We start from the raw sequence: 13,480 nt of genomic DNA, 5'->3' as shown, positions 1-13,480 counted from the left end.
GGGAGCCGCTTTTTATGACTGAGTGAATTGCGAAGCCAGTTCGCGCAACAGCACTTCAGCTTCCAGAACCTTGCTGACCACGTCATTAGCCTTTTCGCGGCTCAGGCCAAGGCGTTCGAGCAGGGCGTCGGGGATGTCTTCGTCGGGGCCGGATCCGATGCCTCGGCTGCGCAGCAGGCGCACAGACAGGCACACCAGGTTCGGATACTCAGCGAAGTCACCGTCGTAGTGAGGATCGTGCTGGAAGCGCAGGGCGGTGGCCAGTTCTTCAGGCATGTCCCAGTAGCGCATCAGCCACGAGCCGATCTGTTCCCGGCTGATGCCCAGCAGGTGTTGTTCCACAAAGCTGTGGCACAGGTGCGGGTTGACCTCCAGGTGGCGGCAGATCAGCGAGAAGTGCGGCGGGAACACATGGGCCAGTAGCAGGTAGCCGAAGTTGTGCAGCAGGCCGGCCAGGTAGGTCAGGCCGGCTTCCGGACGCTGGGCGCGCGGCATGGCGCGGGTCAGGCCTTCGATGACGGCGGCGGTGTAGATCGATTGCTGCCAGTACGGCGTGGAGTGTTGCGGGTGGTCCTTGGGCAGGCTCAGGGTTTTGCCCAGGGCCAGGCCCAGCGCCAGGTTGATCACCAGGTCGAAGCCCAGCACCCGGACGATGGCGTCTTCCACCGAGCGGATCTTGCCCGGCGAGGCGTAGTACGGCGATGCCGCCCAGCTCACGACTTGTGCGGCCAGCGCCGGGTCGGTTTCGACCACGCCGGTGATGTCGTCGATGGTGGCGTTGGGGTCGACGCGCAGCTTGATGATTTTTTGCGCGGTTTCGGCCAGCGGCGGAATTTCGATGGTTGCTTCCAGACGCTGCTGGATGCGCCGCGCGGTGAACGCCTGGACGGCCTGGGTGATTTCCTCGCGGTCGTCATCGGGGCGGTCGAGGTTGGGTCGGATGCTGGTCAGGTTTTCGCCGAAATTGGCGGCACTGGCCTTGGTCAGCATGGTCACCTTGAAGTCTTCGCTGGTGATTTCCAGCAGCACGCCCGGCTCACCGGAGTTGATCAGCAACTTCGGCTCGCGCAGCAGGCTTTCGTCGTACAGGCACGGTGAACTGGTCAGCGCCGGCAGGCCCGGCAGCAAGCTGAGGTTGTGCTTGCCGAGCATTTTTGTCAGGCGTTCGGTGGGTACGGCGGCGAGGCGGCGGCCGGTTAGCTCAGTGAGGCGATTGAGGTCCAGCAATTGGCTCTGCGGGAACAGCACCATCAGCACGCCAACGCTGTCTTCCAGCAGAACGGCCTGCACTTTGCGCGCGGCATTGAGGCCGTGACGGTCCAGCACTTCTTCGTAGGCAATGCCCAACTTGCCCAGCATCAGCCGAATAACCGACGGAGCGTGCGGGGTGTCGGGTGCGAAGGCAACTTCGGTCATGGTCTGTATCCGGACTAAAACAATTGCAGGAGTATAACCAGCTTGCTTGGGGCCACGCCTCAGAAACCGTGATGGTTGTCACACTTGGCCGTATTGTTGGCCATGACGCAGCCATCGGTCGAGTAGCGGGCTGACGTGAGTCGGCCAGCGCTCGAGCAATGCCTGGGCGGCATCCCGCACGGCGGGCAGCAAATCGGCATCGCGCATCAGGTCGGCGACCTTGAACTGAAGCAGGCCGGTTTGCCGGGTGCCGAGCATTTCGCCGGGGCCGCGCAGTTCCAGATCCTTTTCGGCGATGACGAAACCATCGTTGGTTTCGCGCATGATGCCCAAGCGCTGGCGGCCGATCTGCGACAGCGGCGGATGGTAGAGCAGCACGCAATGGCTGACGGCGCTGCCCCGGCCGACGCGGCCGCGCAACTGGTGCAATTGCGCCAGGCCCAGGCGCTCGGGGTTTTCGATGATCATCAGGCTGGCGTTGGGCACGTCCACGCCGACTTCGATCACCGTGGTCGCGACCAACAGTTGCAGGTTGCCGGCCTTGAACTCGGCCATCACCGCAGCTTTTTCCGCAGGCTTCATGCGACCGTGGATCAGCCCGACTTTCAACTCGCCGAGGGCGGCGGTGAGATCTTCGTACGTGGTTTCCGCGGCCTGACAGGTCAGTTCTTCCGACTCTTCGATCAGCGTGCACACCCAATAGGCCTGACGCCCCTCGGCGCAAGCGCTGCGCACCCGTTCGATGACTTCGACCCGCCGGGTGTCGGTGATCAGCACGGTGTTGACCGGGGTTCGGCCGGGGGGCAGTTCGTCGAGGATCGAGGTGTCGAGGTCGGCGTAGGCGCTCATGGCCAGCGTGCGCGGAATCGGCGTGGCGGTCATGATCAACTGGTGCGGGCACATGCGCCCGCCGACGCCTTTCTGCCGCAAGGCCAGACGCTGCTGTACGCCGAAACGGTGCTGTTCGTCGATGATCACCAGCGCCAGGTTCTTGAATTGCACTTCGTCCTGGAACAACGCGTGGGTGCCGACCACCATTGGCGTGCCGCTGGCGATTTGCTCCAGCGCGGCGACGCGGTTCTTGCCCTTGAGCTTGCCGGCCAGCCACGCGACTTCAATGCCCAGCGGCTCGAGCCAGCGCTTGAAGGTGATGAAGTGCTGTTCGGCGAGAATCTCGGTGGGCGCCATCAGCGCGACCTGATAACCGGCCTCCAGCGCTTGCAGCGCGGCAAGGGCGGCGACCACGGTTTTACCGGCGCCGACGTCGCCCTGAATCAGCCGCAGCATCGGTTCGTGCTGGCTGAGGTCATAGGCTATTTCGTTGCCGACCCTCTGCTGGGCACCGGTCGGGCTGAAGCCGAGGTTGGCCAGGTATTTGGCCGGCAGCTTGGTGGCTTTGGGCATCGCGGGCGCACGCAGGGCGCGCATGCTTTCGCGCAGGCGCTGTTGCGACAGCTGATGGGTCAGCAGTTCTTCGAAAGCCAGGCGGTGCTGCGCCCAGTGGTGACCGAGGGCCAGTTCATCGACGTCGGCATCGGCGGGCGGGTTGTGCAGGTAGCGGATCGCATCGGCCAGCGGCGCCAATTGGTAGTCGCGAGCCAGTTCGTTTGGCAGCCAGTCGGGCAGGCTGCTGGGGCCGAGCAGGGTGAGGGTCTGCATGCACAACTGGCGCAAGCGCTGTTGGGTCAGGCCTTCGGTGAGCGGGTAGACCGGGGTCAGGGTTTCATCCACTGGCGGCGGTTCGTCGCCGGTGATGGCGCGGTACTCCGGGTGGTAGATCTCCAGCCCTGAAGCACCGGGTCGCGCCTCGCCGTAGCAGCGAATCCGCGTGCCGCGTTTGAGGCCTTCCTTTTGCGCGTTGCTGAAATGGTAGAACCGCAGGCTCAAGCCCCCGGTGCCATCCTGCAACCGGACCACCAGGCTGCGCCGCCGGCCCATGACCACATCGGCACCGCTGACGGTGCCTTCGATGACCGCATCCTGCCCGGGCCGCAGTGCGCCGATCGGCACGACACGGGTGCGATCCTGATAGCGTAACGGCAGGTGAAACAGCACGTCCTGGAGGTTTTCCAGGCCGACCTTGGCCAGTTTCTCGGCCATGGCTTCACCGACACCCTTGAGTGCCGTCACCGACACTTGCGACAACTCGCTCATGACCGTTGCTTAGCCCGCAGCGACTTGCGTCGCTGGCTTGGCCACCGAGCACAGGCGAATGGAGTCAGCGAGGATTTCAATCGCTTTCGGGCGCGGGAAGCTGGCGCGCCAGGCAATGGCCACGGTGCGGAACGGTACGGGTGCCGACAACGGTCGCACTTCGATCACGCCGGGGGCGTAGTGATGGCTGTCGACCGCCGACAACGGCAGGATCGAAATCCCGAGGCCCGAGGCGACCATGTGGCGAATGGTTTCCAGGGAACTGGATTCCACTGTGGTGTGCTTGGCGCCGTCGTTGCCTTTGGCCAGGGTCGGGCAGGCTTCCAGCACCTGATCGCGGAAGCAGTGGCCTTCGCCGAGCAGCAGCAGGCTCTTGTCGTTGAGCAGGCTGGCGTCGATGGATTCCTTTTGAGTCCACGGGTGCTGCGCCGGCATCAGCACGTAGAACGGCTCGTCGTAGAGCTGCAGGGTCAGCACGTCGGCTTCATTGAACGGCAGGGCGATGATGATCGCGTCGAGTTCGCCGTTGCGCAGCTTGTCGCGCAGCACATGGGTGAAGTTTTCTTCGATGTACAACGGCATCTGCGGGGCGACCCGGTGCAGTTGTGGGATCAGGTGCGGAAACAGGTACGGCCCGACGGTGTAGATCGCGCCGACCTTGAGTGGGGCGGTCAGTTGGTTCTTGCCGGCCTGGGCCAGTTCGCGGATGCCTTGGGCCTGCTCCAGCACTTTTTGCGCCTGGGCCACGATGCCTTCGCCGACCGGCGTCAGGCGCACGGCGCTTTTGCTGCGCTCGAAAATCAGCACACCGAGTTCGTCTTCAAGCTTTTTCACGCCCACCGACAGGGTCGGCTGGCTGACGTGGCAACGCTCGGCCGCGTGGCCGAAGTGCTGCTCTTGGGCGAGGGTAACGATGTAGCGTAATTCTGTGAGGGTCATAGCTAGCGTCCATGTAGTTGCGGGCCAAGCATACCGGCTGCAATCGATAGACGCACGTTATCAGACTGAGTGCGTCGAGTGACACCGGACAATGCCGGTTTGCCGCTGGCAGATATGCAAAAGGCACCTTTCGGTGCCTTTTAGGCTTGGAACGCGACCTTCCTGCTGGCAGAAACCACTGTGGGAGCGAGCTTGCTCGCGATGAGGGCCCAGCATTCGACATCTACGTTGAATGTTAGACCGCTATCGCGAGCAAGCTCGCTCCCACATGGGGTTGTGGTGCGCTTACCGGCGGCGTTTCTCCAGCGAATACACAAACGGGGCAACGATTTCGATGGAGCCGTTGGTCAGCATGTCAGCCGGTGGCTTGGGCAGCGGTTGGGCGCGGCGGATCATTTCCAGGGTGGCCCGGTCCAGATCGGCAGTGCCCGAGGCGCCTACCAGCTCAAACGACAACACATTGCCTTCGGCATCCACGACGAAACGCAGACGGTTCATGCCTTCCTTGCCCCGTGCCTGTGCACTTGCAGGGTACTTTTTGTACTTCTGCAGATGCGCCAGCAAGGTGCCTTGCCAGCTGGCCTTGGCCGCCATTTGAGCAGGCGACGGGCCCGGCGCAGGCTGGGCGGATTTCTCCGTCGGTGCCTGAGTCTGCTGGGTTTCGGCCGGTTTTTCTTCGGCCGGTTTTTCCTTCGGCGGCTCGGGTTTCTTCTCTACCGGCTTGGGCGGCTGCGGCTTGGGCTTTGGCTTGACGGGCTTGGGCACGGCAATTTCAGCTTTCGGCGCTTCGGCGAGCTTGGGTATCGGCAGTTCTTCAACCGGAGTCGGTGGCTGCGGCGGGGTGACGACCTTCGGCGGAGCAGGCGGTGGTGGGGCAGGAACCGGTGCCAGTTCGACCAGCATTGCCTGGGGAGGCAATTCGATGGGCGGACGGGCGGACCAGTTCAGCGCCAGCGCGATGGCCAGTGCGTGAACGCCCAGCACTACTGCCAGGCTACCGCCGTAACGCGTCAGCTTATGGCGCGTCGTGATCATTTCTTGGCTGCCGACTCGAGACCGACCAGACCTACCTTCAGGTAACCGGCAGAGCGCAGGTTGTCCATCACGCTCATCAGGTCGCCGTAATCCACGCCTTTGTCAGCCTGGAAGAAGATTGTCGTGTCTTTCTTGCCCTGGGTCCTGGCGTCGAGGGTGGCGCCGAGTGCTTCGGCCTTCACTTCGTCTTCGCCGAGGAACAGGCGCTGGTCAGCCTTGACGCTGAGGAACACCGGTTTCTCTGGCCGCGGCGCCGGCTTGGCGGTCGAGGCGGGCAGGTCGACCTTGATGTCCACGGTGGCCAGCGGGGCTGCCACCATGAAGATGATCAACAGCACCAACATCACGTCGATGAACGGCGTAACGTTGATTTCGTGGTTTTCGGACAGATCGTCGTCTGCCCCTTCTTTCAAATGCAGGCCCATGGCCGATTACCCCACTTTCACCATGTGCGGTTGCGAGCTGCGCTCAGGCTGGTGGTCGAGGTCGCGGCTGACCAGCAGCAGGACCTGTGCCGACGCGTCGGACACCTGGGCCTTGTAACCGGCGATGGAGCGGGCAAAGACGTTGTAGATCACGACCGCAGGGATCGCTGCAACCAGACCCAGCGCGGTAGCCAGCAGGGCTTCGGCGATACCGGGGGCGACGACGGCGAGGTTGGTGGTCTGGGTCTTGGCGATGCCGATGAAGCTGTTCATGATGCCCCACACGGTACCGAACAAGCCGACGAACGGCGCGGTGGAACCGATGGTGGCCAGCACGCCGGTGCCGCTGCTCATGTTGCGACCGCAGGCCGCGACCAGGCGCTCAAGACGGAAGCTGACGCGTTCCTTGATGCCTTCTTTCTCACGGCTGTTGACCGACAGGCGCATCTCTTCGAGGGCGTCATGTACCAGCAGGTTGGCCAGGGTGCCTTCCTTCGCCGCGGTGGCGCTGGCTTCCTTGAGGGAGGCGGATTTTTTCAGTTGGGCGATTTCACCGCGCAGGCGACGCTTGGCGCCCATCAGCTCAAGACCCTTGGCGATCCAGATGGTCCAGGTGATGATCGAGGCGATGGCCAGGCCGATCATCACGATTTTCACGATGATGTCGGCATTCTTGTACATGCCCCACGGCGACAGGTCATGGGCCATGCCCAGGGTGTTGTCGGCTTCGAGGACTTCAGGGACGTCTTCACCCAGCGTTTCTGCCGGTGCGGCCTGGGCAGGATCGGTCGCGACCGGAGCAACGGCCGGGGCGGCGTGATCGGCCGGAGCCGGCGCGGTGGCGGCCGGTGTGGCTGGCGCCTGGACATCGGCGAATGCGGCGACTGGCGCGAGCATCAGGCCGAGGAGCAGGGCGGCCACCGCGCTCCAGGCGCGAGGTCGTTTGGTTGGCGAAGCGGAGAATTGATTGCGTGTCATGCTGGCCGGACCTGAGAGAAAAAACGGGTGATGTTCTTCCAGGCCTCGAAGGCCGAGAACAAAAGTGGGGAGGCATTATTGCAATTAATTCTTGTTAACAAAAGTAATAGCGTCTCTTTTTTTCCTGCATTGCTAGCCGCCTGTCTATTGCCGGCGCTAGTCTGTGGCTTTCCGATGGGAGTTTTCTGATGTCTGCGCCTACTGTTTTGATCGCCGGTTGTGGTGATGTCGGCAGCCGCCTCGCCACGCAATTGCTGGCGGCGGGGTGGGAGGTCCATGGTCTGCGACGCGACGTTTCACGCCTGCCCAAGGGCGTCATCGGCGTGGCCGGTGACCTGTTCAACAAAGATTGCCCGGCTACCTGGCCAATCGGCGCAGTGGATTACCTGGTGTATTGCGCGGCGGCCACCGATCACGACGAAGCCGGTTACCGCGCTGCGTATGTCCAGGGCCTGGAGCACGTGCTGGAGTGGCTGGACGACTACGGGCAGGTGCCCAATCGCCTGTTGTTCGTTTCCAGCAGCAGTGTCTACGGTCAGCAGAATGGCGAATGGGTCGACGAGGCTTCACCGGCCGTGGCGGCGGGCTATTCCGGGCGAGTGATGCTCGAAGCTGAGCAACTTGCCCTCAAGAGCGGCATTCCGGCGAGCATCGTGCGTCTGACCGGCATTTATGGCCCGGGCCGTGAGTGGCTGTTGACTCAGGTTCGTCGGGGGTATCGCGTGGTAACTGATCCGCCGTTGTATGCCAATCGGATTCATGCCGACGACGCCGCAGGATTGATGGCGTGCCTGCTTGAGGCGGATCGGCGTGGCGTGGCGCTGGATGATGTCTACATCGGCGTCGATGACGCGCCGGCAGCGCTGGCCGATGTGGTGGGCTGGTTGCGTGAGTATCTGGGTGTGACCGAATGGGCCGATGACGACAGCGTACGTCGCACTGGCAGCAAGCGCTGCAGCAATGCGCGGGCCAAGGCGTTGGGCTGGGCGCCGAAGTACCCGAGTTTTCGCGAGGGGTATGCGGCGATCATTGACGGGCGCTGCTAACAGTAAAAAAGATCGCAGCCTGCGGCAGCTCCTACATGTGTAGAAAACCTTGTAGGAGCTGCCGCAGGCTGCGATCTTCTCAAGTACTTATTGCTTTTCCAGCAACCACTTGCGTTCACCCGGGGTGAACGAAGGCATCTCGTCCCCCTGCGCCGTGTTTACGGTCTGGAAAATCTCCAGCTCCTTGCCCTTGCGCGCAAAGATCCAGGCGTTGCCCTGGCCATTGAGTTGCAACCACATGTTGTCATTGCCGCCGCTCATGGATGCGCAATCGCCGGCCAGGCACAACGCATAGCGATCGCTGCCGGGAAGGCCGGTCACCTGGCCGTCGGCCTGGAATTGAACCGTGTTGCCTTCGCCAGGTCCGTTGACGATTGTCCAGCCGCCGCCCATGTAGGCGGAATACAGCGCGCGTTCGAAGCTGGCGCCCATCGGTGCGCCATCCGGTACCTGGATCTGTACGCGGTCGAAGACTTGCTCGGGCTCGTTGTCGCTGGCGGACTGGCTCAGTTGCTTGCCGTCACGCTTGAGCTCACTGGCCGAGCTGCCATAAAAGTCGACTTTCCAGGCGCCGGACTGTTCACCCAGCAGCTTGCCGTCGACATTTTCAAAACCGTTGGTGTAGCGGGCCTGACCGGCCTTGGTGTTGATGTCCCATTCCAGGTTCGGGCCATAGGCCTGGAGCGCTTCACGCAGGGGGACGCCTTTGGCGGCAGCATCGATCGCCACCTGGTTGATCCAGGTGCCGCTGATGTCGCGGTCGGCAGGGTTGCTGGCACATCCGCCCAGGAACAGGGCGAGCAGCGAGAGAGCAAGCGCGTTGCGCATGGGTGGAATCCTTTCAAGCATTCTTTACAGCAGAGCAGTCGGCGCAGCCCGAGGCTGCGCCGTACGCATTACTCGATGACCAGGATGGCATCCATTTCAACCTGCGAGCCCTTTGGCAGGGCTGCTACGCCGATGGCGGCGCGGGCAGGGTAAGGCTGGTCGAAATACTTGCCCATGATCTCGTTGACCTTGGCGAAGTGGCTCAGGTCGGTGAGGAAGATGTTCAGCTTGACGATGTCCTTGAACGAACCACCAGCGGCTTCAGCCACGGCCTTGAGGTTCTCGAACACCTGGACGGTCTGGGCTTCGAAGCCTTCAACCAGTTCCATGGTTTTTGGGTCCAGGGGAATCTGACCCGACATGTAAACGGTGTTGCCAGCCTTGATCGCCTGGGAGTAAGTACCGATGGCGGCCGGGGCCTTGTCGCTGGTGATAACAGTCTTGGTCATGTAGGACTCCTTGTAATTAGGGGCTTAGGCGCGCATGCGGGTGATGCGGATCACCCCGGTCAAGGCGCGCAGTTTCTTGATCACGCGGGCCAGGTGCACGCGGTCGTGCACGCTGACCACCAACTGGACCACGCTGATGCGACCATCGCGTTCGTCCATGCTGATTTTCTCGATGTTGCCGTCGGCTGCGTTGACGCTGCTGGCCAGCAGGGCGATCAGGCCGCGCTGGTGTTCCAGCTCGACGCGCAGCTCGACGTTGAATTCGCCGGTAACGTCCTTGGCCCACGAGAGCTGGATGCATTTTTCCGGGTTGTGGCGGATTTCGCTGATATTGCGGCAGTTGTCCAGGTGCACGACCATGCCTTTGCCGGCGGACAGGTGGCCGACAATCGGGTCGCCCGGGATCGGCGTGCAACACTTGGCGTAGCTGAGTACCAGGCCTTCGGTGCCGCGAATCGCCAGCGGGCCTTCAGGGCTTGGCAGCTGTTCGCCTTCGCCCAGCAACCGGCGGGCCACTACATAGGCCATGCGATTGCCCAGGCCGATGTCTTCCAGCAGGTCTTCGATCAGTTCGAGGCGGTACTCGACGAGCATGGCCTTGACGCGCTCGGCCGGGATTTTCTCCAGCGAGCTGTCGAAACCGTTGAGGACCTTGTTCAGCAGGCGTTCGCCCAGGCTGATGGATTCGGAGCGGCGTTGCAGTTTCAGCGCATGGCGGATGTGCGTACGCGCCTTGCCGGTGACCACGAAGTTGAGCCAGGCCGGGTTCGGCCGTGCGCCGGGGGCGCTGACGATCTCGACCGTGGAGCCGCTTTGCAGCGGTTCGGACAGTGGCGCGAGACGACGGTTGATCCGGCAGGCGATACAGCTGTTGCCGACGTCGGTGTGCACCGCGTAAGCGAAGTCGACCGCCGTGGAGCCCTTGGGCAGCTCCATGATCCGGCCTTTGGGCGTGAACACGTAGACCTCGTCCGGGAACAGGTCGATCTTCACGCTTTCGATGAACTCCAGCGAGTTGCCGGCGCGTTGCTGCATTTCCAGCACGCCCTTGACCCACTGGCGGGCGCGGGCATGGGTGCCTTTGGGCTGTTCGTCGCCGCTGGACTTGTACAGCCAATGGGCGGCGATGCCGTTGTTGGCCATCTCTTCCATTTCACGGGTGCGGATCTGGATCTCGATCGGAACACCGTGCATGCCGAACAGCGTGGTGTGCAACGACTGATAGCCGTTGGCCTTGGGGATCGCGATGTAATCCTTGAAGCGCCCTGGCAACGGTTTGTACAAATTATGTACAGCACCCAACACGCGGTAGCAGGTGTCGACCTTGTCGACGATGATCCGGAACGCGTAGACGTCCATGATCTCGTTGAAGGCCCGACGCTTGCCGCGCATTTTCTTGTAGATGCCGTAGAGGTGTTTCTGACGACCGCTGACCTCGCCCTGAATGCCGTCGATGGCCAGGCAGTGGCTGAGGGACTCTTCGATCTTGTTGACGATTTCCTTGCGGTTGCCCCGGGCGCGTTTGACCGCCTGGTTGATCCGCGCGGAACGCATCGGGTGCATGGCCTTGAAGCCGAGGTCTTCGAACTCTATGCGGATGGCGTGCATGCCCAGCCGATTGGCGATGGGCGCATAGATTTCCAGGGTTTCCTTGGCTATGCGCCGGCGTTTTTCGCCGGACAGCACCTCCAGCGTGCGCATGTTGTGCAGGCGGTCGGCCAGCTTGACCAGGATCACGCGAATGTCGCGGGCCATGGCCATGGCCATTTTCTGGAAGTTTTCGGCTTGGGCTTCGGCCTTGGTCTCGAAGTTCATCTGGGTCAGTTTGCTGACCCCGTCGACCAGTTCGGCCACGGTTTCACCGAATTGCGCTTGCAGCGCCTCTTTGGCAATACCGGTATCTTCGATCACGTCATGCAGCATCGCGGCCATCAGACTCTGATGGTCCATGTGCATGTCGGCAAGAATATTCGCAACCGCGAGTGGGTGCGTGACGTACGCCTCGCCGCTACGGCGGCGTTGGCCGTCGTGGGCTTGTTCGGCGTAGAAATACGCTCGGCGGACCAGATTGACCTGGTCCTTGCCGAGGTAGGTCGATAAGCGATCGGCGAGGGCGTCTATGCTCGGCATGATATCTCCTGCCGTAAGCTTTTATCCCGCGCCGTGCTACGTCGACCAGGCATAGGCTTAGACGGCCTCGTTGGACTCGTCCTCGAATGCAGCAAAAAGCGGTTCATCTTCAACGATTTCGGCTTCAGCGATAGCTGCGTAGTCGATCAGGCCTTCAGCGATTTCACGCAGGGCGACGACGGTAGGCTTGTCGTTTTCCCATGCTACTTTCGGCTCTTTGCCGCCGGTGGCCAGTTGACGGGCACGCTTGGTAGAGAGCATGACCAGCTCAAAGCGGTTATCCACGTGTTCTAGGCAGTCTTCAACGGTTACGCGGGCCATGGTCTTCCTCGTAGCAAATGCAATATGCGCGCTGCCCGGATGGGCGAGCGGACTCAACAGTTTAAAAAATCACCAGCGATTAGGGAAGCGCTGATTTTTTGACCAAGCCCTTCAACACGCTACAAGTGCCAATGTAAAGCCCTTGCAGCGGTTTTGGGAAGCGCTGATTAACCGAGCAATTCAGCCAGTAATTTGCCGTGACGCTGCTGCTGACGCTTCTGAATCAGCTGATTGGCGCGGAAAATCGCCTTCAGATCGTGCAGCGCGTGGGCGAAATCGTCGTTGATGATCAGGTAGTCGTAGTCGACGTAGTGGCTCATTTCGCTGACGGCTTCGCGCATCCGGCCGTCAATGACTTCGTCACTGTCCTGGCCGCGATTGGTCAGGCGCTGGTGCAGGGCCTGCAATGACGGCGGCAGAATGAAGATCGAACGGGCCTGCGGCATCAGCTTGCGCACTTGCTCGGCACCTTGCCAGTCGATTTCCAGAATCAGGTCGTGGCCTTCGTCCAGGGTCTGCTGCAGGTGGCTTTGCGAAGTGCCGTAGAGATTGCCGAACACTTCGGCGCGCTCGAGGAAATCCCCGTGCTCGATCATCTTCACGAATTCGCTGCGGTCGACGAAGTGATAGTTCACGCCATTCACTTCACCGGGGCGCATGGCGCGGGTGGTGTGGGAGACCGAGACGCGGATCTCCGGATTGGCGTCGGTCAGGGCCTTGACCAGGCTGCTCTTGCCCGCACCCGAAGGGGCGGAAATGATGTACAGGGTGCCGGTGCTGTGTGTCATGTCGGGGTAGCCTTACTCAATATTCTGCACTTGTTCGCGCATCTGCTCGATCAACACCTTGAGGTTGACCGCAGCCTGGGTGCTGCGCGGGTCGAAGGCTTTGGAGCCCAGTGTATTGGCTTCGCGGTTGAGTTCCTGCATCAGGAAGTCCAGGCGCCGACCGGCGGCGCCACCGGATTTGAGAACCCGGCGAACTTCGATGATGTGAGTGCTCAGGCGATCCAGTTCTTCGGCAACGTCGCTTTTTTGCGCGAGCATGACCATTTCCTGCTCCAGGCGCTGCGGGTCCATCTCGGCCTTCATGTCGGCGAAGCGATCAAGGACTTTCTGGCGCTGGGTGGCGAGCATTTGCGGGACCAGTTCGCGCAAGGTCACCACGTCTTCTTCGATGGAGCTCAGGCGCTCGTTGATCAGCCGCGCCAGCTCCGCGCCTTCGCGCTCGCGGCCGGCCTTCAGTTCCTTGAGGCCCTGATTGAACAGTGCCAGCGCTTCGGCGTTCAAGGCTTGCGGGTCGGTGGCGTCGCCTACCAGTACGCCGGGCCAGGCCAGGACTTCCAGCGGGTTCAGCGCTGCCGGGTTCTTGATCAGGCTGGCGATGGTCTCGGCGGCGGCGACCAGTTGTGCGGCGCGCTCCTGATCGATTTGCAGCGCCTTGCCGGTGTTCTCTTCGGTGAAGCGCAGGGTGCATTCGAGCTTGCCCCGGGATACGCCCTGGCGCAGGGCCTCACGAACAGCACCCTCGAGGTCGCGAAAGGACTCCGGCAGACGCAGGTGCGGTTCCAGGTAGCGGCTGTTGACCGAGCGCAATTCCCAGCTCAGGGTGCCCTGGACGCCGGCATTCTCGACGCGGGCGAAGGCGGTCATGCTGTGCACCATGGAGGTACCTCGCAAGGCAGATCGGCACAGAACCGAGGTTCCGGGAATCCGATATCAATGAATTAAAGCCGACTGGCAGCAAAGGCGCAGGATTG

The 13,480-nt window shown here is 62.1% G+C and carries 13 protein-coding genes; 1 reads left to right on the top strand and 12 read right to left on the bottom strand.

The genetic code is table 11. From position 1 onward, the window contains the following. Positions 1–12: 12 nt before the first annotated feature. The 6 genes from AABM52_RS30010 to exbB all read right to left on the bottom strand — a co-directional run bounded on the left by AABM52_RS30010 (position 13) and on the right by exbB (position 6,947). Entirely contained in the window at positions 13–1,416 is a 1,404-nt protein-coding gene (locus AABM52_RS30010; protein WP_347909771.1) for an HDOD domain-containing protein, read from the bottom strand. 78 nt (positions 1,417–1,494) lie between these two features. Next, positions 1,495–3,570: an ATP-dependent DNA helicase RecG gene (gene recG, locus AABM52_RS30005; RefSeq protein ID WP_347909770.1), complete on the bottom strand. Its 2,076-nt coding sequence runs from the start codon at positions 3,568–3,570 to the stop codon at positions 1,495–1,497. Between the two features lie 9 nt (positions 3,571–3,579). Further along, positions 3,580–4,509: a LysR substrate-binding domain-containing protein gene (locus AABM52_RS30000; RefSeq protein ID WP_347909769.1), complete on the bottom strand. Its 930-nt coding sequence runs from the start codon at positions 4,507–4,509 to the stop codon at positions 3,580–3,582. 285 nt (positions 4,510–4,794) lie between these two features. Beyond that, on the bottom strand, positions 4,795–5,544 hold the full coding sequence (locus AABM52_RS29995) for an energy transducer TonB (RefSeq protein ID WP_347909768.1): 750 nt from the start codon (positions 5,542–5,544) through the stop codon (positions 4,795–4,797). Continuing rightward, on the bottom strand, positions 5,541–5,969 hold the full coding sequence (exbD, locus tag AABM52_RS29990) for a TonB system transport protein ExbD (RefSeq protein ID WP_347909767.1): 429 nt from the start codon (positions 5,967–5,969) through the stop codon (positions 5,541–5,543). The genes AABM52_RS29995 and exbD overlap by 4 nt, the downstream gene beginning before the upstream one ends. A 6-nt stretch (positions 5,970–5,975) precedes the next feature. Continuing rightward, positions 5,976–6,947: a tonB-system energizer ExbB gene (gene exbB, locus AABM52_RS29985; RefSeq protein ID WP_347909766.1), complete on the bottom strand. Its 972-nt coding sequence runs from the start codon at positions 6,945–6,947 to the stop codon at positions 5,976–5,978. Positions 6,948–7,135: 188 nt separating this feature from the next. Here exbB and AABM52_RS29980 point away from each other — a divergent pair, with 188 nt between their 5' ends. Next, the gene (locus AABM52_RS29980) at positions 7,136–7,993 is read left to right on the top strand and encodes an SDR family oxidoreductase (RefSeq protein WP_347909764.1); all 858 of its coding nucleotides are present in this window, start codon (positions 7,136–7,138) and stop codon (positions 7,991–7,993) included. Positions 7,994–8,080: 87 nt separating this feature from the next. On the opposite strand, the gene AABM52_RS29975 is transcribed toward AABM52_RS29980, so the two are convergent. From AABM52_RS29975 to AABM52_RS29950, 6 genes are all read right to left on the bottom strand, one after another. After that, a complete protein-coding gene (locus AABM52_RS29975) occupies positions 8,081–8,821 on the bottom strand; it encodes a hypothetical protein (RefSeq protein WP_347909763.1) in 741 nt (246 codons plus the stop codon). Between the two features lie 68 nt (positions 8,822–8,889). After that, the gene (locus AABM52_RS29970; protein WP_003229509.1) at positions 8,890–9,270 is read right to left on the bottom strand and encodes a RidA family protein; all 381 of its coding nucleotides are present in this window, start codon (positions 9,268–9,270) and stop codon (positions 8,890–8,892) included. A 24-nt stretch (positions 9,271–9,294) separates the two neighbouring features. Next, positions 9,295–11,400: a bifunctional GTP diphosphokinase/guanosine-3',5'-bis pyrophosphate 3'-pyrophosphohydrolase gene (gene spoT, locus AABM52_RS29965; protein WP_347909761.1), complete on the bottom strand. Its 2,106-nt coding sequence runs from the start codon at positions 11,398–11,400 to the stop codon at positions 9,295–9,297. 57 nt (positions 11,401–11,457) lie between these two features. Further along, positions 11,458–11,721 carry a DNA-directed RNA polymerase subunit omega gene (gene rpoZ / locus AABM52_RS29960; RefSeq protein WP_007921129.1) on the bottom strand — a complete coding sequence of 88 codons (264 nt, stop codon included), beginning with the start codon at positions 11,719–11,721 and terminating at the stop codon, positions 11,458–11,460. Positions 11,722–11,888: 167 nt separating this feature from the next. Beyond that, complete coding sequence (gene gmk, locus AABM52_RS29955) at positions 11,889–12,509, bottom strand: guanylate kinase (protein WP_046038947.1); 621 nt, start codon at positions 12,507–12,509, stop codon at positions 11,889–11,891. 12 nt (positions 12,510–12,521) lie between these two features. Continuing rightward, complete coding sequence (locus tag AABM52_RS29950) at positions 12,522–13,385, bottom strand: YicC/YloC family endoribonuclease (protein WP_347909760.1); 864 nt, start codon at positions 13,383–13,385, stop codon at positions 12,522–12,524. Positions 13,386–13,480 lie beyond the last annotated feature (95 nt).

It is taken from the genome of Pseudomonas grandcourensis (genome assembly GCF_039909015.1).
GTDB classification, from domain to species: domain Bacteria; phylum Pseudomonadota; class Gammaproteobacteria; order Pseudomonadales; family Pseudomonadaceae; genus Aquipseudomonas; species Aquipseudomonas grandcourensis.
The sequence above is the reverse complement of the archived record's forward strand: the minus strand, read 5'-3'. Positions and strand labels throughout refer to the sequence as shown.

What these genes read in the sequence shown, in the direction of transcription:
- AABM52_RS30010 (WP_347909771.1), bottom strand. Translation starts at nt 1,416, where the DNA reads ATGACCGAAGTTGCCTTCGCACCCGACACCCCGCACGCTCCGTCGGTT.
- recG (WP_347909770.1), bottom strand. Translation starts at nt 3,570, where the DNA reads ATGAGCGAGTTGTCGCAAGTGTCGGTGACGGCACTCAAGGGTGTCGGT.
- AABM52_RS30000 (WP_347909769.1), bottom strand. Translation starts at nt 4,509, where the DNA reads ATGACCCTCACAGAATTACGCTACATCGTTACCCTCGCCCAAGAGCAG.
- AABM52_RS29995 (WP_347909768.1), bottom strand. Translation starts at nt 5,544, where the DNA reads ATGATCACGACGCGCCATAAGCTGACGCGTTACGGCGGTAGCCTGGCA.
- exbD (WP_347909767.1), bottom strand. Translation starts at nt 5,969, where the DNA reads ATGGGCCTGCATTTGAAAGAAGGGGCAGACGACGATCTGTCCGAAAAC.
- exbB (WP_347909766.1), bottom strand. Translation starts at nt 6,947, where the DNA reads ATGACACGCAATCAATTCTCCGCTTCGCCAACCAAACGACCTCGCGCC.
- AABM52_RS29980 (WP_347909764.1), top strand. Translation starts at nt 7,136, where the DNA reads ATGTCTGCGCCTACTGTTTTGATCGCCGGTTGTGGTGATGTCGGCAGC.
- AABM52_RS29975 (WP_347909763.1), bottom strand. Translation starts at nt 8,821, where the DNA reads ATGCGCAACGCGCTTGCTCTCTCGCTGCTCGCCCTGTTCCTGGGCGGA.
- AABM52_RS29970 (WP_003229509.1), bottom strand. Translation starts at nt 9,270, where the DNA reads ATGACCAAGACTGTTATCACCAGCGACAAGGCCCCGGCCGCCATCGGT.
- spoT (WP_347909761.1), bottom strand. Translation starts at nt 11,400, where the DNA reads ATGCCGAGCATAGACGCCCTCGCCGATCGCTTATCGACCTACCTCGGC.
- rpoZ (WP_007921129.1), bottom strand. Translation starts at nt 11,721, where the DNA reads ATGGCCCGCGTAACCGTTGAAGACTGCCTAGAACACGTGGATAACCGC.
- gmk (WP_046038947.1), bottom strand. Translation starts at nt 12,509, where the DNA reads ATGACACACAGCACCGGCACCCTGTACATCATTTCCGCCCCTTCGGGT.
- AABM52_RS29950 (WP_347909760.1), bottom strand. Translation starts at nt 13,385, where the DNA reads ATGGTGCACAGCATGACCGCCTTCGCCCGCGTCGAGAATGCCGGCGTC.